General features: G+C 67.5%; 15 protein-coding genes. 3 read left to right on the forward strand and 12 right to left on the reverse strand.

The features are described 5' to 3' along the window. Nucleotides 1-75: 75 nt before the first annotated feature. The 8 genes from VFY73_RS19440 to VFY73_RS19475 form a co-directional block, all read right to left on the reverse strand. On the reverse strand, nucleotides 76-630 hold the full coding sequence (locus tag VFY73_RS19440; protein WP_329721846.1) for a DUF4142 domain-containing protein: 555 nt from the start codon (nucleotides 628-630) through the stop codon (nucleotides 76-78). A 364-nt stretch (nucleotides 631-994) separates the two neighbouring features. Continuing rightward, complete coding sequence (locus VFY73_RS19445; RefSeq protein WP_329721848.1) at nucleotides 995-2,299, reverse strand: cation:proton antiporter; 1,305 nt, start codon at nucleotides 2,297-2,299, stop codon at nucleotides 995-997. After that, entirely contained in the window at nucleotides 2,278-2,478 is a 201-nt protein-coding gene (locus VFY73_RS19450; RefSeq protein ID WP_329721850.1) for a hypothetical protein, read from the reverse strand. The genes VFY73_RS19445 and VFY73_RS19450 overlap by 22 nt, the downstream gene beginning before the upstream one ends. Nucleotides 2,479-2,557: 79 nt before the next feature. Continuing rightward, complete coding sequence (gene rpoN / locus VFY73_RS19455) at nucleotides 2,558-4,084, reverse strand: RNA polymerase factor sigma-54 (RefSeq protein WP_329721852.1); 1,527 nt, start codon at nucleotides 4,082-4,084, stop codon at nucleotides 2,558-2,560. A 283-nt stretch (nucleotides 4,085-4,367) separates the two neighbouring features. Continuing rightward, complete coding sequence (locus VFY73_RS19460; RefSeq protein ID WP_329721854.1) at nucleotides 4,368-6,503, reverse strand: response regulator; 2,136 nt, start codon at nucleotides 6,501-6,503, stop codon at nucleotides 4,368-4,370. 205 nt (nucleotides 6,504-6,708) lie between these two features. Then, nucleotides 6,709-13,047 (reverse strand): HAMP domain-containing protein, encoded by a 6,339-nt coding sequence (locus VFY73_RS19465; RefSeq protein ID WP_329721856.1) that lies wholly within the window; start codon nucleotides 13,045-13,047, stop codon nucleotides 6,709-6,711. Nucleotides 13,048-13,355: 308 nt separating this feature from the next. Continuing rightward, a complete protein-coding gene (locus tag VFY73_RS19470) occupies nucleotides 13,356-14,684 on the reverse strand; it encodes a PQQ-dependent sugar dehydrogenase (RefSeq protein ID WP_414654492.1) in 1,329 nt (442 codons plus the stop codon). Nucleotides 14,685-14,789: 105 nt separating this feature from the next. Next, the gene (locus VFY73_RS19475) at nucleotides 14,790-15,314 is read right to left on the reverse strand and encodes a hypothetical protein (RefSeq protein ID WP_329721860.1); all 525 of its coding nucleotides are present in this window, start codon (nucleotides 15,312-15,314) and stop codon (nucleotides 14,790-14,792) included. 185 nt (nucleotides 15,315-15,499) lie between these two features. Here VFY73_RS19475 and VFY73_RS19480 point away from each other — a divergent pair, with 185 nt between their 5' ends. After that, nucleotides 15,500-15,796 (forward strand): hypothetical protein, encoded by a 297-nt coding sequence (locus tag VFY73_RS19480; protein WP_329721862.1) that lies wholly within the window; start codon nucleotides 15,500-15,502, stop codon nucleotides 15,794-15,796. Nucleotides 15,797-15,876: 80 nt separating this feature from the next. Here the strand turns inward: VFY73_RS19480 and VFY73_RS19485 are convergent, their stop codons facing one another. From VFY73_RS19485 to VFY73_RS19495, 3 genes are all read right to left on the reverse strand, one after another. Continuing rightward, complete coding sequence (locus tag VFY73_RS19485) at nucleotides 15,877-18,333, reverse strand: ATP-binding protein (protein WP_329721864.1); 2,457 nt, start codon at nucleotides 18,331-18,333, stop codon at nucleotides 15,877-15,879. Between the two features lie 202 nt (nucleotides 18,334-18,535). After that, nucleotides 18,536-18,814: a hypothetical protein gene (locus VFY73_RS19490; protein ID WP_329721866.1), complete on the reverse strand. Its 279-nt coding sequence runs from the start codon at nucleotides 18,812-18,814 to the stop codon at nucleotides 18,536-18,538. 86 nt (nucleotides 18,815-18,900) lie between these two features. Next, nucleotides 18,901-19,221, reverse strand: a complete 321-nt coding sequence (locus VFY73_RS19495) for a hypothetical protein (RefSeq protein WP_329721868.1) — start codon at nucleotides 19,219-19,221, stop codon at nucleotides 18,901-18,903. Nucleotides 19,222-19,384: 163 nt separating this feature from the next. Here VFY73_RS19495 and VFY73_RS19500 point away from each other — a divergent pair, with 163 nt between their 5' ends. Together VFY73_RS19500 and VFY73_RS19505 are read left to right on the forward strand one after the other, a co-directional pair. Continuing rightward, entirely contained in the window at nucleotides 19,385-20,002 is a 618-nt protein-coding gene (locus VFY73_RS19500; RefSeq protein ID WP_329721870.1) for a hemerythrin domain-containing protein, read from the forward strand. Between the two features lie 95 nt (nucleotides 20,003-20,097). Beyond that, nucleotides 20,098-20,424, forward strand: coding sequence for a BON domain-containing protein (locus VFY73_RS19505; RefSeq protein WP_329721872.1), 327 nt, complete (start codon nucleotides 20,098-20,100; stop codon nucleotides 20,422-20,424). A 58-nt stretch (nucleotides 20,425-20,482) separates the two neighbouring features. Here VFY73_RS19505 and VFY73_RS19510 read toward each other — a convergent pair whose 3' ends face one another. Then, complete coding sequence (locus VFY73_RS19510) at nucleotides 20,483-21,124, reverse strand: outer membrane beta-barrel protein (protein WP_329721874.1); 642 nt, start codon at nucleotides 21,122-21,124, stop codon at nucleotides 20,483-20,485. Nucleotides 21,125-21,129 lie beyond the last annotated feature (5 nt).

The following is a 21,129-nucleotide window of genomic DNA, read 5'->3' on the forward strand; positions in this document are numbered from 1 at the left end:
GGGGGCGGTGGCGGCACCATGTCGGGTGGGGGTGGTTCCACGTGCGATTCGACCCGGTGTGTCACGTCGATTCCTTCACTTGCCAAGCGTGGCGTTGTTGCCGAGCCCCCGCGCGGCGGTCAGGTGATCGCGCAAGGTCGGCAAGTTCCGGGCCGCCAGTGCCCTGAGATCGGCATCGCCGGCGGCCAGGGCCTGTTTGTCGAAACTGGAGACGGCGCTCTGGTGACCCACCAGCATGTGCTGGCTGAACGCGTTGTCGAACGCGGCGCCTTCGAGCTTGCCCATCTGCTCGAGCATGGTCAGACGATCCTTCGACAAGCCGGTGGGCAACGGCGCGCCCTTGGCCGCCGCGATGGCCCGCAACTCGTTGTTGAGTCGGATGTGGTCTTGCTCGATGCGCGCGCCGAAGTCCTTGATCTGGCCGCTGCTGCCTTTTTGCTGGGCGAGCTTGCCCAGTTCGACCTCGGCCATGCCATCGGCCACGGCGTTCCTGACGAACTTCAAGTCCATCGTCGACAGGCCCTGTGCAGGCGCCGAAGCCGGGTTTTGCGCCAGCACGCCGACACTGGCCGTCAAGCAGCACACGGCCAGGCAGGCCAACCCTTTCTCGCAAGACGCAACGAATGACATGATGGGGCGCTCCCTGGTGGGTTGCGGGCGGCCGCTGCAGGCTCGGCAGTGGTCGCGGCAACTTTCGTGCGATGGCAACGCCGGCGGGCCCGCCAGCGGGCGACGCGTCAACAGAAGAAGCGAGGCCCGGCCCCTCGCCACACCCGGCCGCAAGGGTCGCACCAGGTCGTGCAATACATCTGCAAAGGCTGGGGCTGCGCCGGCGGATCTTGCACCGGCACCGGCGGCAGCCAGGGATCCGGGTCTTCGATGTGGCGGCGTGACGGCTCCGGGGGTGTCGGCGGGTGCTGAGGCAACTCGGGATTCGGCGTGGTGGGTACAGGCATGCCCACTGGGCAGCAAGCGCTGTGCCTTGAACGCTGCATCACCCCTCGGCCGAGCGGCCATGGCGCCGCGCGCGCCGATACAAGCGCATGACCGGGGTGGCCGAAGAGCCGTGCAACAACACCGACAAGACCACCGTCACCAGCACGGCGTCGGCCACGACCCCCATCTGCGGCCCGCTGGCACCATGCGCGACCGCGAAAGCCAGGTAGTACATCGACCCGACGCCGCGGATGCCGAACCAGGCGGCCAACCGCCGCTGCCCGGGCGTCAAGCCCATGCGCGGTGTGGTCGCGAAGACGGCCAGCGGTCGGGCAACGAAACACACGGCCAGCGCGATGCCAATGCTCAGCGGCGTGAATGCGTCGCCGCGGATCAGCGTGCCGACGACGATCATCACGATCATCTCGGCCAGCTTCTCCAGGTCCAGGGTGAAGTCCAGCACCGTCTTGGCCATGTAGGCGGTGGCCCGTTGCGGGTGGGCGGCCGCATCGGGGCCGAGCCGAGCCGCGTCGTCGACGACCGGCATACCGTTGGGGGTGTCCTGACGCTCCACCTGGCGCATCGCCAGGCCGGCGGCGAACACGGCCAGAAAGCCGTAGACCTGCAGCAGCAGCGCCAGGCCATAGGTCAACGCGATCAGGCCCAGGGTCAGGAAGCTCTCCATGCCCAGCGCCTGCTCGCGCTCGCGCCGCAGCCACACCACCAGGCGGCTGAAGGCAAAGCCGAGCCCCCACCCCAGCGCCAGGCCACCGAGCGTGGGCCACAGCAGATCTTGCCGCCACCATTGCGCCCCCCACGGCCCCAAGGTGTGCAGCCCCATCAAGCCGAGGGCCAGCATCACGAAGGGCGCGGCGGTGCCATCGTTCAATCCGGCCTCGGCGGTCAGGCTGAAGCGCAGACGGTCACGGTCGTGCTCGTGGTCGACCTGCACATCCGAGGCCAGCACCGGGTCGGTGGGGGCCAACGCGGCCGCCAGCAACAGCGCCGGCGCCAACGCCAGCCCCATGACGAGGCCGGCACCGCAGATCAGCGCGATCGTCACCGCCATCGTCAACGTGGCCATCACCAACGGCACACGCCAGAGCTTGTCGCGCAAGGGCGGGCGCAAGCGCAAACCCACGGCGAAGACCGACACCAGCACCGCCGCTTCGGTCAGGCGCTCCAGCAGCGCTGCATCGCGCCGCAGGTCGAGATCGAGAAAGCCGAAGACCTCGGGCCCGATCAAATGGCCCGCGACGAGGTACAGCGCCGCCGCGCACACCGGCATCTCCCGCCGCCATGTGTCGGTCAGGCCGATCAGGATCAGCAGCAGCCCGACGATCAGGAACCAGGTGGTGACCACAACTCCGCCACCGTCAGCACCTGCAGCGCGACGAACCGCCAATCCGACCCTTCATGCGCCGGATCGACGCCGGGGCGCCAGGCGCGAACGATGGCGATGTCTCGGCCCGCGTCGTGAAGGGCTTGCTGCCGCAAGCCTTGCAGCAGCACGACGAGGGCGGGGCTTGGTGGTGCTTGCATCACGGGTTCCTGCGGGACCGGAAGCAACCCGTATGCCCGTGATGGTGTGCGCCGTCGCGCGCCCTCAGGCAAGGGCCTTTCAAGCCCTTCCGCGGCGCCGCTCGATCGGGTCAATGCGCAGCAGCTGGCGGTACTTGGTCACCGTGCGGCGCGCCAGCCGCACACCCTGCTGCGCCAGCTGTCGCGCGATGTCGGCGTCCGACAGCGGTGCGTTCGGCGACTCGGACTCGATCATGTCCTTGATCAGGCTGCGCAAGGCGGTGCCCGAGCAGGTCTTGCCGCTTTCGGTCGTCAGCGCGCGCGAGAAGAAGTACTTCAACTCGAACACACCCATCGGCGTCATCATGAACTTGTTGTTCGTGACGCGCGACACCGTGGACTCGTGCAACCCCAACGCATCGGCGATCTCGCGCAAGCCGAGCGGGCGCATCGCCATCGGGCCATGGTCGAGGAAGCGGTGCTGGCGCTCGACGATCGCCTCGGCCACCTGCACGATGGTGGCAAAGCGCTGCTCGACGTTGCGCAAGGTCCAGCGCGCTTCCTTCAGGTGATCGGCCAGCGCCTGGTCGTTGGCGCGCCGGTGGCGCTGGAACAGCTCGGCGTAGACGCGGTTCATGCGCACGCGCGGCACCACTGCGCTGTTGAGCTGCACCGCCCATTGGCCGCGCACCTTGCGCACGATCACGTCGGGCACGACGTACTGCACCTGCGCCGGGCCGCAGCGCCAACCCGGCCGCGGATCCAGCCGGCGAATGCGTTCGCACACCGCTTCGATCCGCTCCTGCGGCTGCTGCAACGTGCGGGCCAGCTTGCCCACGTCGTGCCGCGCCAGCGACTCCATGTGCTCGTTGACGATCGTGCGGGCCAACGCGCGCATCTCCGGGCACTCGACGGCCTGCAGCTGCAGTGTCAGGCATTCGGCCACATTGCGTGCGCCGACCCCCGCCGGCTCCAACGACTGCACGCGGCACAGCGCGATCTTCAGCTCCTGCAGCGTGGCCGGTGGCGTCATTTCCGCCAGGTCGACGATCTCGGCCAGCGACAGGCGCAGGTAGCCGTCGTCGTCGAGCGATTCGACGATCGCCCGCGCCAGCGCCGCGTCGCGCTCGGGCAACGACAGCAGGTCCAGTTGCCCATGCAACTGGGCGGCCAGCGTTGGCTCGGCGGCCATCAGGTCCAGCGCGCTGATGTCGCCGTCTTCGGCGCGGCGCATCCGGGTCAGGCCATCGCCGTGCCATGAGTCGTTGCTCACCGCGTCGAGCAAGGCCTCGGCGGCCTCGGCGGCCGAGGCGTCGACACCATCGGGCAGCGGCAGGTCGGGGGCCGAGATCACCTGGGAACCATCGAGGCCCTCGAGACCGTCGGCGTCGAAACCGTCGGCGCTGTCGGCCACGCGATCGGGCTCGACACGCTCGCCGTTGGCCGGCGCGTTCGGCTCGTTGCCTTCGCCCTCCTCGCCTTCGAGGAACGGGTTTCGACCCAGGACGGATTGCACCTCGTGCGCAAAGTCCGTCGATGAGAGCTGCAACAGCCACACTGCGCGTTGCAGGCGCGGTGAGAGAGCTTGCTGCTGGCGTTGTTCGGTGTGACGTTGGATGGAAAGCATGCCGTGTCTCGTCTGTGGGTTTGACGGTGAATACGGCCTTTCATGCATGCTTCGTGCCGGAACGGTGCGCTGTTGCATCGCGTCACTTCTGTAAGCGAAACAACCCCGAATTGAACGTTTTCACGGGGCTTCACGGGCACGTTAACTGCCGCGATCACTGACGAATGTTTCGAGCGAAACGCTTGACCCATTCCGCAACGCAGTCATTCAGCGCAGCGCGTGAGAAGAATTGCCACCAAGCGGTCAGCTTTACCGATCGCGCGCAGCCACGTCGCAACGGTCCTCAGGTTCGACGAAACGCGTACAAGGTGGCTTTCGGTGGCTGCTCGCCGGCCTCTGCCGCGGCCGGCACATCGCGGGCGATCAGGGCATTGAGCACCGCCGGATCGACAGGCTTGAGCAAATGCTCGTCAAAGCCCGCCTCGCGGCCCCGCTGGCGATCGCTCGCCTGGCCGTAGCCCGTCAGCGCGACCAGCAGCTTGTCGCGCGTTGCCGGCAGCTGGCGCATACGCCGCGCGACCTCGTAGCCGTCCATCATCGGCAACCCGATGTCCAGCAGCACGATGTCCGGCACGAAATCTTCGACCATCGACAAGGCTTCACGGCCATCGCGCGCGGTGCGCACCTCATGGCCCGACAAGGCCAGCATCGCGGCCGTCGTATCGGCCACGTCGGCGTTGTCTTCCACCACCAGGATGCGACGGCCAGCGGTGGGTGACAGCCCCGCCGGCTCCAGCACCTGCGCATCGGCCGGCACGCTCACCGCGGGCAGATAGACGCGGAACTCTGCCCCCAGCCCCGGCCCGGCGCTCAGCGCCTCGACGTGGCCACCGTGGAGCTTGACCAGCAACTGGACCAGCGTCAGCCCGATGCCCAGGCCCCCCTGGCTGCGGTCCAGTGCGCGGTGCCCCTGCTCGAACAGGTCGAACACCCGCGGCAGCAGCTCGGCCTCGATGCCCATGCCGTTGTCGCGCACGCTGACGATCGCCTGCCCGTCTTCGGCAGTGACGCTCACCTGCAGGTTGCCGTCGTCCTGGGTGTACTTGACGGCATTGCTGAGCAGGTTGCTCACGACTTGCTGGATGCGAGCCCCATCCCCCTGCACCAACACCGGTGTCGGGGGCAGCGCCAGCGTCAGCAGCTGGCGCCGCGCGCTGATGCTGGGGCGCTGCGCCTCGACGCATTCGGCCACCAGCGCGCCCAGATCGAGCGACGCGCGCTGCAGCACGATCTTGCCCTGGCTGATGCGCGCAACGTCCAGCAACTCGTCGACCAGGCGCGTCAGCTGCCGAACCTGGCGGTCGGTGATGTCGGTGGCCCACATCAGCGTGCTGTCGTTGGGTGCCTTGCGGCGGATCACCTCGACCGCATTGCGGATCGGCGCCAGCGGGTTGCGCAGCTCGTGCGACAACATGGCGAGGAACTCGTCCTTGCGGCGGCTGGCTTCTTCGAGCCGGGCTTCGGCCTGGCGCCGCTCGGCGATCTCGACCTGCAGGCTCTGGTGCAGCCGCGCAGCAGCAAAGACGATCGCCGCACGGGTGGCGACCTCGTCCAGCAGCGCCTCGCCCAGGGTCGTCACCGGGCCGTGCAGCAACAAGGCCCCCAGCACGCGATCGCCATGGCGCAACGGAACGACCCGCAACGCATCGCGACACACCGTGCCCGGCACCGCCGCTGCGCCTGCCGTGGGCAGCGCGACGCTCAGTGCCTCCAGCTCGGCAGGCATCAGGCCATCCGTCGCCACGTCATGGGTTCGACTGGCGCCATCGTGCCGGCGCACGGCATGCTCGATCTGCATCCGCTCGTCGACCAGCACCACCGCTGCCGCATGGCACAGCGCCGGCACCACCAGCGTCATCAGCTTGTGCAGCCCGGTGCGCACGTCGAGCACACCCGACAACGAATGGCTCAGCTCCGACAGGTAGGCCGAACGGCGCGTCGACTCCTCGGCCACCTGCAGCGCGGCGGCCGACGCAGCCAGCGCGACGCGCTCGTCGGCCTGCCGGGCGATGCGCTTTTGCAGCACGTGCAGCTCGACGAACACCCGCACCTTCGAGCGCAGCACCTCGGGCACCACCGGCGAGAGGATGTAGTCCACCGCACCGAGCGAATAGCCACGCGTGGTCTGCAGCTCATCGGCATACGAGGTGATGAAGATGATCGGCGTATGGGCCGAGCGACGGTGGCGGCGGATCAGCGCCGCGGTTTCGAAGCCATCGATGTCGGGCATGTTGACATCGAGCAGGATCACCGCGAATTCGTGCCTGAGCACCTCGCGCAAGGCCTCGGTGCCCGAGCGCACGAAGATCAGGTTCTGGTCCAGGTCCTCCAGCACCGTCTTGAAGACCAGCAGCTTTTCCTGCAGGTCGTCGACGACCAGGATGTTGGCCTTCTCAGCGTCGTGTATCAACGCGGACATCTCTCGCTCCGATTCAGGCGCGCGCAGCGCCGCCTGCCATCAAGCGGCGTGCGCGGATCCGGCTTCGCCGGTCCGCTGCGCGAGCCCCCCTGGGGGGCTTCGCCCGGACATGAACAGTCCTGAGGACTCTTCGTGCCTGGCGAAGGGCCGAGCCTCTGGCTCGGCGCGGCCTGCAAGGCAGGCCCCGGAAGGGGCCGTGGGGGCCTCATCTGCACAGCCAGCCTCTCAACACAGCCAGCAAGTTCATCGGATCGACCGGCTTGGAGAGGTAGTCCCAGGCCCCCGCTTCGATGCACTTCTGCCGGTCGCCCTTCATCGCCTTGGCCGTCACCGCCACCATCGGCAGCTCGCGTCCGCGCGGCAGCTTGCGGATCTGCTGCATCGTCGCGATGCCATCCATCTCGGGCATCATGATGTCCATCAACACGATGTCGATCTCCGGGTCGGTCTCGACCAGGCGGATCGCCTCGCGCCCGTTGTCGGCCGAGACGATGACCATGCCGACCTCGTCCAGCACCGTCGCCAGCGCGAAGATGTTGCGCATGTCGTCGTCGACGATCAATGCCTTCTTTCCTTTCAGGCCGTTCTGGGCGGCCAGCGTCTGTTCGATCTCGCGCCCTTCCTCGTCCGAGAGCAAGCCCGGGCCCCGGTGCAGCCAGAAGGCGATCTGGGCGCGCAAGTCCTTGAGCGAGTCGGCCTCGCGCTGGCCATAGCCGCCCGGGCTGCGGCCCCAAGGCGACGTTTCCTGCCGCCGCTGGCGGTACAGCACCACCGGCAACTGGCACACGCCGCGGCGCTCGGCCAATGCGTCGAGGATGTCCTCGGGCCCGAAGTCGGGCACCGTTTCGTCCACCAGCACGCAGTCGGCCTCCATCAGCAGGCGGCGCGCTTGCGCGGCGTCGTCGGCGAGCAGCGGTTGCACGTCGGCGTCCAGCTCTTCGACCAGCTGGTTTCGCAATGGCGACGGCGGCATCACCACCGCCAGGCGCTTGACGGGCCGCTCCACATAGCTGAACAGCTCGTCGATGGCCGCCTTGGCCTCGTCGGCCGATTGCAGCGGCTTGGACAGGAAACCGATCGCGCCCGACTGCAGCGCCCGGTCGCGCGCATCGTCGGTCGACACGACGCAGATCGGGATGTGGCGGGTCGCCATGTCGGCCTTCAGCCGGTCGAGGATGCGCCAGCCTTCCATGTCGGGCAGGTGGATGTCCAGCGTGATCACGCTGGGGTGGTGCTCGCGCGTCATCGTCAGCGCGCTGGCCCCCGTGCCGGTGACCAGCCCCTTGAAGCCGCTGGCCCGGGCCGACTCCAGCATCACCTTGGCGAAGCCGAGATCGTTCTCGACGATCAGCATCACCCGGTCCCCGGCACCGATGTCGTCGCGGTCGTCGTCGGCATGGTTGGCAAACAGCAACGGCGTCACCGCGTCCAGCGGGTCGGTCACTTGCAGCGACGCGATCTCGACGCGCGGCAGCGCCTGCGGGCGAACCGGGGCCGGCAACGGCGCGTCCAGCCGGATCTGCGGTGGCTCGCCGGCTCCATGGGCCAGTGTTTCCGCGGGCGCCTGCCGGCCATGGCGGCCGGCGCGCGTCGGGCTGTAGTTCTGCGGCAGGTACAACGTGAAGACGCTGCCCTGGCCGGGCGCGCTGACGAGGCGGATCTCGCCGCCGAGCAGGCGCGAGAGTTCACGGCTGATCGCCAGCCCCAGGCCGGTGCCGCCGTACTTGCGGCTGGTCGAGCCATCGGCCTGCTGGAAGGCCTCGAAAATGATCTGCTGCTTGTCAGGCGAGATGCCGATGCCGGTGTCTGCCACCGAGAAGGCGATCACCTGGCTGGCGCGGTTGAGCTCTTCGTTTTCCCGCGACCAGCCGCCGGTGGCCTGCGAGATGCTGAAGGTCACCTGGCCGACGTGGGTGAACTTGAACGCGTTCGACAGCAGGTTCTTGATGATCTGCTGCAGCCGCTTGACGTCGGTGATCAGGCTCTTGGGCAGCGGCGGCTCGAGCTGCACGACGAAGTCGACATGCTTGGATTCGGCGAAGTGGCGGAACCCCCGCTCGATCGAGCGGTGCAGCTCGTCGATGCGCAGCTCGGAGACATCGACCGCGACCGTGCCGGACTCGATCTTCGACAGGTCCAGGATGTCGTTGATCAGCATCAGCAGGTCGTTGCCCGACGCGTGGATGGTCTTCGAGAACTCGACCTGTTTCGGGCTGAGGTTGCCGTCGGGGTTCTTGCACAGCTGGTCCGACAGGATCAGCAGCGAGTTCAGCGGTGTGCGCAGCTCGTGCGACATGTTGGCCAGGAACTCGCTCTTGTACTTCGAGGTCAGCGCCAGCTGCTCGGCCTTTTCCTCCAGTGCCTGGCGGGCCTGTTCGACCTCGGCGTTCTTGCGCTCGACCTCCTGGTTCTGGTGGGCCAGCAGGCGCGCCTTGTCCTGCAGCTCCTGGTTGGTCTGCTGCAGCTCTTCCTGCCGGCTGCCCAGCTCGGAGGCGAGCGACTGCGATTGCTTCAGCAGGTCTTCGGTGCGGGTGTTGGCCTCGATCGTGTTGATCACGATGCCGATCGACTCGGTCAGTTGGTCGAGGAAGGCCTCGTGCACCGGGTTGAAGTGCTCGAGCGACGCCAGCTCCAGCACGCCGCGCACCTGGCCTTCGAAGACCACTGGCAGCACCAGCACGTCCATCGCCGCATGTTCGGACAGGCCCGACGCAATGCGAAACGCCTCGCTCGGCGTGTTGGTCAGCAGGATCTTGCGCTTGTCGATCGCACACTGGCCGACCAGTCCCTGGCCCAGGTCGACCAGCTTGCCGTGGGCGCTCTGCCCGCCGCTGGCATAACTGGCCAGCAGCTTCAGCTGCGGCAGCTCGACGCTGGCGCTCATCACGTAGAACTCGGCCTGCTGCGCGCCGACCACCGGCGCCAGCTCGGACAGGATCAACTGGCCCACCGTGACCAGGTCTTTCTGGCCCTGCAGCATGCGGCTGAATTTCGCGAGGTTGGTCTTCAACCAGTCCTGCTCGGTGTTCTTCTGCGTCGTGTCCTTCAGGTTGCGGATCATCTCGTTGATCGTGTCCTTCAGGGCCGCCACCTCGCCCTGCGACTCGACCGTGATCGAACGCGCGAGGTCACCCTGCGTCACCGCGGTCGCCACCTCGGCGATCGCGCGCACCTGCGTCGTCAGGTTGGCCGCGAGTTCGTTGACGTTCTCGGTCAGGCCCTTCCAGGTGCCCGCCGCGCCCGGCACCTTCGCCTGGCCGCCCAGCTTGCCTTCGACGCCTACTTCGCGCGCCACCGTCGTCACCTGATCGGCGAAAGTGGCGAGCGTGTCGATCATCGAGTTGATCGTCTCGGCCAGCGCGGCAATCTCGCCTTCGGCCTCCACCGTCAGCTTGCGCTTCAGGTCGCCGTTGGCCACCGCGGTCACCACCTTCGCGATGCCGCGCACCTGAGACGTCAGGTTGCCGGCCATGAAGTTCACGTTGTCGGTCAGGTCCTTCCAGGTGCCCGACACGCCCTTGACCTGGGCCTGGCCGCCCAGCCGCCCTTCCGTGCCTACCTCACGCGCCACCCGCGTCACTTCGGCCGCGAACGACGACAACTGGTCGACCATCGTGTTGATCGTCGCCTTCAGCTCGAGGATCTCGCCCTTCACGTCGACCGTGATCTTCTTGCTCAGGTCGCCGGCCTGCACGGCCTTGGTCACGTCGGCGATGTTGCGCACCTGGCTCGTCAGGTTCGAGGCCATCAGGTTGACCGAGTCGGTCAGGTCCTTCCAGGTGCCGGCCACGCCCTGCACGTCGGCCTGGCCGCCCAGCTTGCCCTCGGTGCCCACCTCACGCGCGACGCGGGTCACTTCCGCGGCGAACGACCGCAGCTGGTCGACCATCGTGTTGATGGTGTTCTTCAGCTCCGAGATCTCGCCCTTCACGTCGACGGTGATCTTCTTGCTCAGGTCACCGGCGGCCACCGCGGTGGTCACCTCGGCGATGTTGCGCACCTGCGAGGTCAGGTTGCCGGCCATGAAGTTGACCGACTCGGTCAAATCCTTCCAGGTGCCGGCCACCCCTTCCACCGCCGCCTGGCCGCCGAGCTTGCCTTCGGTGCCCACTTCGCGCGCCACGCGGGTCACTTCCGCGGCGAACGACCGCAGCTGGTCGACCATCGTGTTGACGGTGTTCTTCAGCTCCAGGATCTCGCCCTTCACGTCGACCGTGATCTTCTTCGACAGGTCGCCCGCCGCCACCGCCTTGGTCACGTCGGCAATGTTGCGCACCTGCGAAGTCAGGTTCGAGGCCATCGAATTGACCGACTCGGTCAGGTCCTTCCAGGTGCCGGCCACGCCCTGCACGTCGGCCTGGCCGCCCAGCTTGCCCTCGGTGCCCACCTCGCGCGCCACGCGCGTCACTTCCGCGGCGAACGACGACAGCTGGTCGACCATCGTGTTGATGGTGTTCTTCAGCTCCGAGATCTCGCCCTTCACGTCGACGGTGATCTTCTTCGACAAGTCGCCGGCGGCCACCGCGGTGGTCACCTCGGCGATGTTGCGCACCTGCGAGGTCAGGTTGCCGGCCATGAAGTTGACCGACTCGGTCAAATCCTTCCAGGTACCGGCCACGCCTTCCACCGCCGCCTGGCCGCCGAGCTTGCCTTCTGTGCCCACCTCGCGCGCCACGCGGGTCACTTCCGCGGCGAACGACCGCAGCTGGTCCACCATCGTGTTGATGGTCGCCTTCAGCTCCAGGATCTCACCTTTCACGTCGACGGTGATCTTCTTGCTCAGGTCACCGGCTGCCACGGCCTTGGTCACGTCGGCGATGTTGCGCACCTGAGAGGTCAGGTTGCCGGCCATCGAGTTCACCGAATCGGTCAAGTCCTTCCAGGTGCCCGACACGCCCTTCACCTCGGCCTGGCCGCCCAGCCGGCCTTCGGTGCCGACCTCGCGCGCCACGCGCGTCACTTCGGCCGCGAACGACGACAGCTGGTCGACCATCGTGTTGATGGTCGACTTCAGTTCCAGGATCTCGCCCTTCACGTCGACGGTGATCTTCTTGCTCAGGTCACCGGCCTGCACGGCCTTGGTCACGTCGGCGATGTTGCGCACCTGGTCGGTCAGGTTGCCGGCCATCGAGTTGACCGAATCGGTCAGGTCTTTCCAGGTGCCGGCCACGCCCTGCACCTCGGCCTGGCCGCCGAGCTTGCCTTCGGTGCCGACCTCCCGCGCAACGCGGGTCACTTCCGCGGCGAACGAGCGCAGCTGGTCGACCATCGTGTTGATGGTGTTCTTCAGCTCGAGAATTTCGCCCTTCACGTCAACGGTGATCTTCTTGCTCAGATCACCGGCCGCCACCGCCGTCGTCACCTCGGCGATGTTTCGAACTTGAGACGTCAGGTTGCCGGCCATGAAGTTGACCGACTCGGTCAGGTCTTTCCACGTGCCGGCGACGCCTTGCACGTCGGCCTGGCCGCCGAGCTTGCCTTCCGTGCCGACCTCACGGGCCACACGTGTCACTTCGGCGGCGAACGACCGCAGCTGGTCCACCAGCGTGTTGACGGTGTTCTTCAGCTCCAGGATTTCGCCCTTGCCGTCGACGGTGATCTTCTTGCTCAGGTCACCCGCCGCGACCGCCTTGGTCACGTCGGCGATGTTGCGCACCTGGCTGGTCAGGTTGCCGGCCATGGAGTTGACCGAATCGGTCAGGTCTTTCCAGGTACCGGAGACCCCCTCGACCCTCGCCTGGCCACCGAGCGAGCCTTCTGTGCCCACCTCGCGGGCCACACGTGTCACTTCCGACGCGAACGAACGCAGCTGGTCGACCATCGTGTTGATGGTGTTCTTCAAGGTCAGGAACTCGCCTTTGACATCGACCTCGATCTTCTTCGACAGATCGCCCTTGGCCACCGCCGTGGTCACGTCGGCGATGTTGCGCACCTGGTCGGTCAGGTTGCCGGCCATCGAGTTGACCGAATCGGTCAAGTCCTTCCAGGTGCCGGCCACGCCCTTGACGGTCGCCTGGCCGCCGAGCTTGCCTTCGGTGCCTACTTCGCGCGCGACGCGGGTCACCTCGGCCGAGAAGTTGCCGAGCTGGTCGACCATCTTGTTGATCGTCTGTGCGGTGTGCAGGAATTCGCCTTCGAGCGGCCGGCCGTCGACCTCCAGCGCCATGCTCTTGCTCAGGTCGCCCTGCGCCACCGCGCCGATCACGCGGGCCACTTCGGAGGTCGGGTGCACCAGGTCGTCGATCAGCGAGTTGATGCAATCGATCGACTCGCCCCAGAAGCCGCGTGACGCGCGCAGCGATGCGCGCTGCTTCAGCTTGCCCTGCTTGCCAACGACCTGGCGCAGACGGGCCAGTTCCTGAGCCATGTTGGCGTTCTGTTCGACCACGTCGTTGAACGCATCGGCCACCCGGCCGGCCACGCCCGACCAGTGGTGCGGCAGGCGCACGCTGGCGTCGCCATCGCGCAAGGCGATCAGGGCGGTCAACAGCACATGCAGCTCATGCACCGGCTCGAGCTTGACCGTTGTTTCGATGGCGCTCATCGGCACCCTCCTGGTAATACTGCGGCCATGCGGGGCGACAGCCGTAACGCAGCTCAGTGCAGCTTCCATGCCACCGTTGTCGGCGTCGAGCCTGGCGTGTGACGGCAGCCCGCGGGCCCGGGCATGCGGGCTGCCACGCGATAGGCAGCCCCTCCCTTCCACCCCTGGCCCAATGCCGGCTGCCCGGGAAGACTTGCCTGCCGTCGGTAAGCTTTACCGACGAAATCGCTGTTGCCTGGTCATCCGTCACGGCGACCCGCCAGGGTCAAGTCGGCGGTCAGCGGCGCCTGTGCTGCGGTGCAGCGCGTTCAGCGTGCGATGGTGGCGTTGGTGACCCGCCAGACGACGTTGCCCACGTCATCGGCCACGAGCAATGCGCCCTTGCCGTCGAGCGCCACACCCACCGGCCGGCCGTAGGCCTCGCCTTGGGGGCTCAAGAAGCCGGTCAACACATCCACCGGCAGCGCGCCGGCCGCCGGCTTGGGGCCGTCGAAGCGCACGAAGACCACCTTGTAGCCGCTGCGCGGCTCACGGTTCCACGAGCCATGCTGGCCGATGAACACGCCGTGCGCGAAGGCCGCCGGCAAGGTGGTGCCGTCGGAGAAGGTCAGCCCGAGCGAGGCGGTGTGCGAGCCGAGCGCATAGTCGGGCGCCACGGCCTTGGCGACCATCTCCGGTTTCTTCGGCGAGACGCGCGCGTCGACATGGGCGCCGAAGTAGCTGTAGGGCCAACCGTAGAACGCCCCGTCCCGCACCGAGGTCAGATAGTCCGGCACCAGGTTGTCGCCCAGCTCGTCGCGCTCGTTGACGACCGTCCACAAGACCTTGCTGCCCGGCTCCCAACCCATGCCGTTGGGGTTGCGCAACCCGGTGGCGAACAAGCGCTTCTGGCCCGTCGCGATGTCGATCTCCCAGATTGCTGCGCGCCCTTCTTCGGCCTCCATGCCGCGTTCGGCGACATTGCTGTTGGAGCCGACGGTCGCATAAAGCTTGGTGCCCGCCGGGTTGGCGATCAGGCTCTTGGTCCAGTGGTGGTTGATCGGGCCGGCGGGCAGGTCGGCCAGCTTGGTTGCGGCCGCGCTGATGCGGGTGTCGCCAGTGCGGTAGGGGAAGCGCAACACGGCGTCGGTGCACGCGATATACAGGTGATCGCCGACCAAGGCCATGCCGAACGGCGAGTTGAGGTTCTCCAGCAGCACGCTGCGGACCTCGGCCGCGCCATCGCCATCGGCGTCGCGCAGCAGCGTGATGCGGTTGGGGCTGGGCGTGCCGGCACCAGCCTCCTTCATCTTGGCCTTCATCACCATGCCCTTCAAACCTTTGCCTTCTTCGGGCCTGGGCGGGGCGTTGGTTTCGGCGACCAGCACATCCCCATTGGGCAACACGAGCAACCAGCGCGGGTGGGTCAGGCCGGTGGCGAACGCTTTGACCGCCAACCCGGTTGCCGCCACCGGCGCGGTGCCGGGTGGCCAAGGCTTGGCCTTGGCGACGTTGACGGTCGGGATCAGCTGCTTCTCGGGCGCCGGCAGGTTCGGATTGGGCCCGTAGCCCGGGTCGACGGCCGTCGGTGCCGCACTGCTGCAGCCGGCCATGGCGGCCCACACGAGGCTGCACAAGATCCAGGACGAGGCATGCATGGTCATCCCCTGCAGTGTGCGCTCAGTGCGCGGGCGAACTCGAAGACCGGCTCGAGGTCCGGGCCGGCACCTTGCCATGACGGAGCCGCCTGGCATCACGGGCCCTCAGCCGCGCTGCCGCTGCTTGCGCCAGCGGTCGAACTCTTCGACGAACTTGGCGTAGCGGTCCTGCCGCCAGTGCCGGTAGTCGTCGTCCAGGCTGTCCAGGTGCTCCGTACGCCACTGCTGGTAGTCGGGATCAAATTCGGTCTGGGGAGCGCCGGTGCGGCGGCCGTGGGCATAGCGGCCATCGGGGTTGCCGCCGTACCCGCTGGTACCGCCGAAGTTCTCGCCGCCGTACGGCCGGCCACCGTGGGCACTGTCGTGGCCGCCGACCGGCAGGCCGCGCCCACCCGCTCGGCCACCGAACTGGCCGCCGCCATAGCCCTGGTCCGGCCGGCCCCAGCGCGGGCGGTTGCCCTCGGGCGGACCGAACACACCACGTTCGTCGGCCGACGTCCGGCCGGCGGACGACGCCACGCCGGGCGCGCCGCTGTACCCACCCTGGTTGCTGCCGCCAGCCCCATCTTCATCGCCCGTCGAGCGGCCGAGGGCCGGCCGGGTTGGCGTCTTGTCTGATGGTGTTTGCATCGTTCGCCCCTGTCTTGCGTTCGAAACACGGTGCGGAACCGGCCGCACGATCCGTGAAGCGAAGCAGCAAGCCCTATACCCGATCGGCCGCCGTCGGACACCGGCCCGGCACGGGGGCACACGCCTTGCCAAAGGCAGCGCATCGGGGACGAGATTTTGAAAGGAAGGGCGCCCGTGCCAGCCGAATGCACCTCCCGTGGCATTGCCGCATCCGCCGCCTGCCGCTCCCTCTGCCGAAGGCCGAGGGGCTGATGGCCAACCCGCGCATCCTGACCGTCGCACCCTGCAGGCCGTCGCTGGCCTGCTGCGTAGCCGACGCCCTGCGCCTGCGCTGCGCCGCGCTGGACGAGACGCTGCGCCAGCGCTGCGGGCCGGACCTGATCCTCGCGCTGCTGCGCGACATCGAGCGGCTGACCGATGAGCTGAAAGTCGCACTGGACGCGCAGGATCTGCTCGACGGTATCCGCCGGCAGCCGACTTGAGCGGCTCGACGCCGCGTCAGCCGACGGTCACCACAAGCCCTCCGTCAGCGCCGCCACCTGGGGTGTTCGGCGGATGCGTTTCAGGCCGCGATCCGCCCATGCAGCAGGGCCATCGGCGATGAGGCGAACTGGCGCGTCAGCGTCTCGGTCAACGTGCGGTAGTCGACCGGCTTGGTGATGTAGCCCTCGAAGCCGGCCCGCATCGCCGCTTCGATCTGCTCGGGCATCGCATCGGCACTGACCGCAATCACCGGGATCTGGCGCGTGCGCGCATCGGCCTTCAAGGCCTTGATGACCGTAAAGCCGCTGCCATCGGGCAGGTGCATGTCGAGGAAGATCAGGTCCGGCTTCGACAGCGCGGCCTCCAGCCCCTGCGCACAGGTCGGCGCCACTTGCAGCGACACGTTGTCGACCAGGCCGATGAAGCCTTCCATCACCAGCGCGTTGACCGGGTCGTCTTCGATGTAGAGCAAACGGCGCTGCGTGGCACCGACCGATGTCGGGTCGTCCAGACCCTGGAAGTCGGTCGCCGCGCCTTCGCCCTGCGGCAGCTTGGCCGCCGGCAGCGTGAAGCAGAAGCAGGCACCGCACGGCGCATCGAACAACTGGATGTCGCCGCCCATCAGCTGCGCCAGCTTGCGGCTGATCGTCAGCCCGAAGCCATTGCCGACGTAGCGATCTTCGGTGTCCAGGCGCTCGAAGGGTTCGAACAGGCGCTCACGCCGCTCCAGCGACACGCCGGGGCCTTCGTCGCACACAAGCAGGTCGATCTGGTCGCCGCTGGCGGCGCGCTGCGCCTTCACGCGCACCGTGGAGTCGGGCGGGCTGAACTTGATCGCATTGGCCAGCAGGTTGATCAGCACCTGCCGCGTCGCCCGTTCGTCGGCCAGCACACCCTCGACCTGCGGCGACACTTCGACCTTGAGCTTGATCCGCGCATGCGCCGCCTGCGGTGTGACCATTTCGATGCTGCGCTCGATCGAGTCCTTGACCGAGATCGGCTGCGGCCGTATCTCGACGCGTCCGGCCTCGAGTGACGAGATGTCCAGCATGTCGTTGATCAACGACAGCAAGTGCTCGCCCGCATGGTGGATATGGCGGGCCGATCGGCCCGGCTCGATGGTGCTGTCTGCAAACCGCAGACGCAGCAACTGCGCGAAGCCGATGATGGCATTCAACGGCGTGCGCAGCTCATGGCTCACGCGCGACATCAGCTCGGCCCTGGCGGCGGCGGAACGCGCAGCCGTGTCACGCTCGATGCGCATCGACTCGAGCTGTTCGCGCTCGTTGACCTCGTCGGTCACGTCCGTCACCACGCCGTAGAAAGTGACGCTGCCGTCGTCCTGCCGCTCCGGGATCGCCTGCGCGAACAGCACGCGCTCGCCACGCCGCGGCAGCCGCACCCGGTAGCTGGTGCGCCAACGGCTCAGCGTGGCCGCCGCCCGCAGAACCGACTCCCGCACGCGGGGCGCATCGTCGGGGTGGATGCGTTGGTGCAGCACACTCGCATCGTCGCGCACCTGCTCGGGCGTGAGTTCGTAGACCGCTTCGATGTGCTCGCTGGCGTACGGCATCTGGGTCGTGCCGTCGGGGTAGATGCGAAACTGGTAGATCAGGCCTGGGATGACCGCGGCGATGCGTTGCAGCGCCCGGCTCGCGCGGCGGCCTTCGCGTTCAGCCTGCGCGCGTGCGCTGATGTCGCGCGCAGTGCCGCGGTAGCCGCAGAACCCCTCACCGTCGTAACACGGGATGCCGAACAGCAGCAGGCAGCGGATGTCGGTGGCCTCGCCGCGGCAGATCATCACCCGCGACAGGCGCTCGCGTCGCGCCAGCAACTCGCCCAACGTGGGCGGCAAGGTCGACAGCTCGCTTCGTTCATCGGCGACGCGCACATCGGGCAGCGGCCGGCCGGGCACGAACTCGTCGGCCACGCCCCAGGCCTGCGCCAGGCCCCGTGACGCCCAGCTCAACCGGCCCTGCGCATCGGTCTCCCAGAACCAATCGCCCGACGCGGTGGTGAAGTCCGCCAGGCGCTGAGAGCTGGCCCTGAGCAGTTGCAGGCTGCGGTGCGCCGCCAGCACGGCTTCGGCGCCTGCCGCCAGGCCGACGAGTGCGCTGCGCTGCGCGTCGGTCAACGCGCGCGGCCGTTGATCGATCACGCACAGCGTACCGATGGCAACGCCGTCCAGCGTCAGCGTCTTCGCGAAGTAGGCCCGGATGTGGGGGGGGCCGCTCACCAGCGGGCTGTCTTTCACCCGTGGGTCGGTCAACGCATTGGGAATCTCGAACAGGTCGGGCTGGCCGATCGCGTGGGTGCAGAATGAACCGTCGCGCGGCCCGCTTTCGATGTCCCAGCCGAAGTGAGAGAGAACGTGTTGCCGGTCGGTCCCGACGAGGCCGACCAGCGCGATGGGGCAGTTGGTCAGTTGCGCTGCCGTGCGGGTCAATGCGTCCAGAGAGTCATGCTCGCCAACGCTCAGCTCGCGAGTGTTTTGCAGCAAGGCGTCACGTCGCCAATCCTCTGGATCTGCTTGCATGGCCGGCGGTCTCCCTGAAGGCCATTGTGTGTTGCGCAAGACCTGGCCGCTGGGTGCGGTCTGTCCAACGCGCCTCGAACTGCAGTGCGGCGAGGTGGCGGTGTGTCGGCTTTACCGCCGTCTGTGAGTTTTTGTAGCTTTGTCCGATGCCTGGAAAAAGGGCTCGAGCCCGTTGGGCCCGAGCCCCGCCTGACCGGGGCTGTCAGCTCTGGTCGCGCTTTTGTTGGCCCGGCTGGCTGCCCAGTTGGTCACGGCCGGCTTCGCGTGATCCCTGGCCCGGCTGGTCGCGGTCGAGGTTCTGGCCTTGCTGGCCCGGGGTGCCCGAACGCTGCTGCTGCTGGTCCTCAGGGCGCTTCTGCGGGGTCTGGCCCGGTTGGCCCGACTGGCCCGGACGCGGCTGTTGCTGCTGGTCCTGGCTGCGGCTGGTGTCGCTGGTGCCTTGCTGGCCGGACTTCTTGTCCTCCGGACGGTTCTGTTGCATGGTCACTCCTTAGGTTGAATCGACGGATTGCCGACGACATCGATAGAGCAATCGCAGTGCCCGAACGGTGCCGACCCAGGCCCGCGTCAGCGGCTGAGGCGCCCGATCAGGACGCCCAGCACCACCGCACCGGCCAGGTAGCTCAAGGGATGCTCGCGGATGCTGCTGCGGCACGCCTCGGCATACTCTTTTTCGATCTCGTTGAGCCGCTCTGCCTTGTTGCGCAGCAGCTCGGCGGCCTGGGCCATCGATTCGGCCGCACTGTCGACGGCGTGGTGCGCACCGCTGACGACGCGCTCGAAGCGCTGTGGCGAGGTCGAGTCCGCGCCGTTGCTGTTGCTGTTGGCGCCGCCGCCGGTCGAGGCGGTGTTGGAGGCGTAGCTTTCCTGTGGCAGATCGATGGCCATGGTGGGTCTCCTGAAAGTGAAGGTGGGGTGGGTAGTAGGGTCGAAATCACGATGAGAACGGCCGGAGGCAGCGGCAAGCGTCGTGCCCTCTTCCCCCATTCACCGCGCAGCCGGCACATGGCTTGCTCCTTGAAGCACAACCGTTGCTCAGAGGAGTTTCACCATGCCGCACAGCCACCCCAGCAGTCGCGCCGCTACCGCCGCGCGCAGCCACATCATCGAGCTGCTGCAGGAAGATCACTGGCGCCTCAAGCGTGCCTACCGCGAATTCCAGCGTCTGGATGCCGAACGCAACGGCGACCTGTGTGAATCGATCGTCCGCCGCACGCTGCATGAATTGCGCGTGCACGCCGCGCTGGAAGAGGAGCTGATCTACCCGGTGATGCGCCCGATCGTCAGCGACCCGGAGGCAGTCGACCAGGCGGAGGTCGAGCACGAGACCATTCACCAGCTGATCAGCCAGCTCGAAGCCGCCCATGCGGTCGACGAAAAGTTCTCGGCCCGCTTCGTGGTGCTGTGCGAGTACGTGCTGCACCACGTCAAGGAGGAAGAAGGCGAGCTGTTCCCTCAGCTCAAGCGCGCCAAGCTCGACTGGGAAACGCTGTGCGCCGAGTTCACCGAGCGGCGGGAGGCGCTGCTGACCGCTGACGCGATCGACAGCCTGCCCGATCCGCGTGACCTGGTCCCGACCGACGAAACCGGCCTGCTGATGACCGGCGGCCAGTATCCGGCGCGCTACCCGCCGCAAGAGGCCGGCTCGATCACCAGCCGCAAGATCTGACACGAGCCGCCTGCCATGTACTTCCATGCGTCTTAGAGCGGGTACGCCGCTTGCCCTGTTATAGGCCCATCCCATCCATTCGTGAGGAGCCAGGAATGAGAAAACTTTCCCTGATCGCGGCGGCCACCATCGCCGCTGGGACCCTGCTGGGCAGCGTCGGTTGCGCCGTGACGAGTGGCCAAAGCAGCGTTGGGCAGTATGTCGACGATTCGACGATCACCGCGCGTGTAAAGGCCAAGATGGCACAGGACCCGATGGTCAGTGCGATGCGCATCGACGTGAAGACCGTGAATGGCACCGTGCAACTGGCGGGTTTTGCCACCAGTCAGGCCGAGAAGGATGCGGCCGCCAAGATGGCTGCCGACGTGCCCGACGTGAAGTCGGTGCGCAATGACATCATCGTGCGCTCACCCAGCAACTGATCGACGCTGTCAAGAAGCGCGGGGCCTTCGGGCCCCGTTTCGGCGTTCTGAAGCCGGTTCAGAACTTGTAGCGGTAGCCCAGCGTCGTCATCTGAACCTCCTTCGTGCCCTGCCCCTGGAACCTGAAGTCGTGGCGCTCCCATTCGAGCACCAGGGCAGATCTGCGCGCCACTTCGTAAGTCAGGCCGGCGCCGTAGGAGCCGCCCCAGCCCTTGGCGACTCCGGTCGGCAGGCCCGACAAGGCATCGGCCGTCACCTCGGTGCGGCCGAAGGTGCCGCCCACCTTGGCGAAGGCGCTCCACGACGCGCCCATCGGCCAACGCCCGAGCAGGCTGAGGTTGATGCCCTGGGCGGACGTGTGGCCACCGGCGCGCTCGGCACTTCCCATGTGGACATACCCCAGCTCGACGCCGACGTAGTCGTTGAACAGGCCCCCCACGTGCACGCGGCCGGCCAGGTCGGGGTTCTTGCAGCGGTAACCGCCGAAACCGCAGCCGGTGGAATAGCGGGCCTGGCCGAAATCGATGCCGAGGTAGCCGCTCTTGCCGATGTTCATCGGCGAGAAGCCTTCGTCGCCGAGCCCCGCCGCGGGCCCGCTGCCCGCGCCCGCCGGGGCCGGGGCCTGGGCTTGCGCGTGCACCGCGGCGGTCGCCCACACAGCCAGCGTGATCATCTGGATACACCGTTTGCGTGGGCTCATGGATC

The sequence above is a fragment of the Ideonella sp. genome (assembly GCF_036277275.1).
Lineage (GTDB): Bacteria > Pseudomonadota > Gammaproteobacteria > Burkholderiales > Burkholderiaceae_C > Ideonella.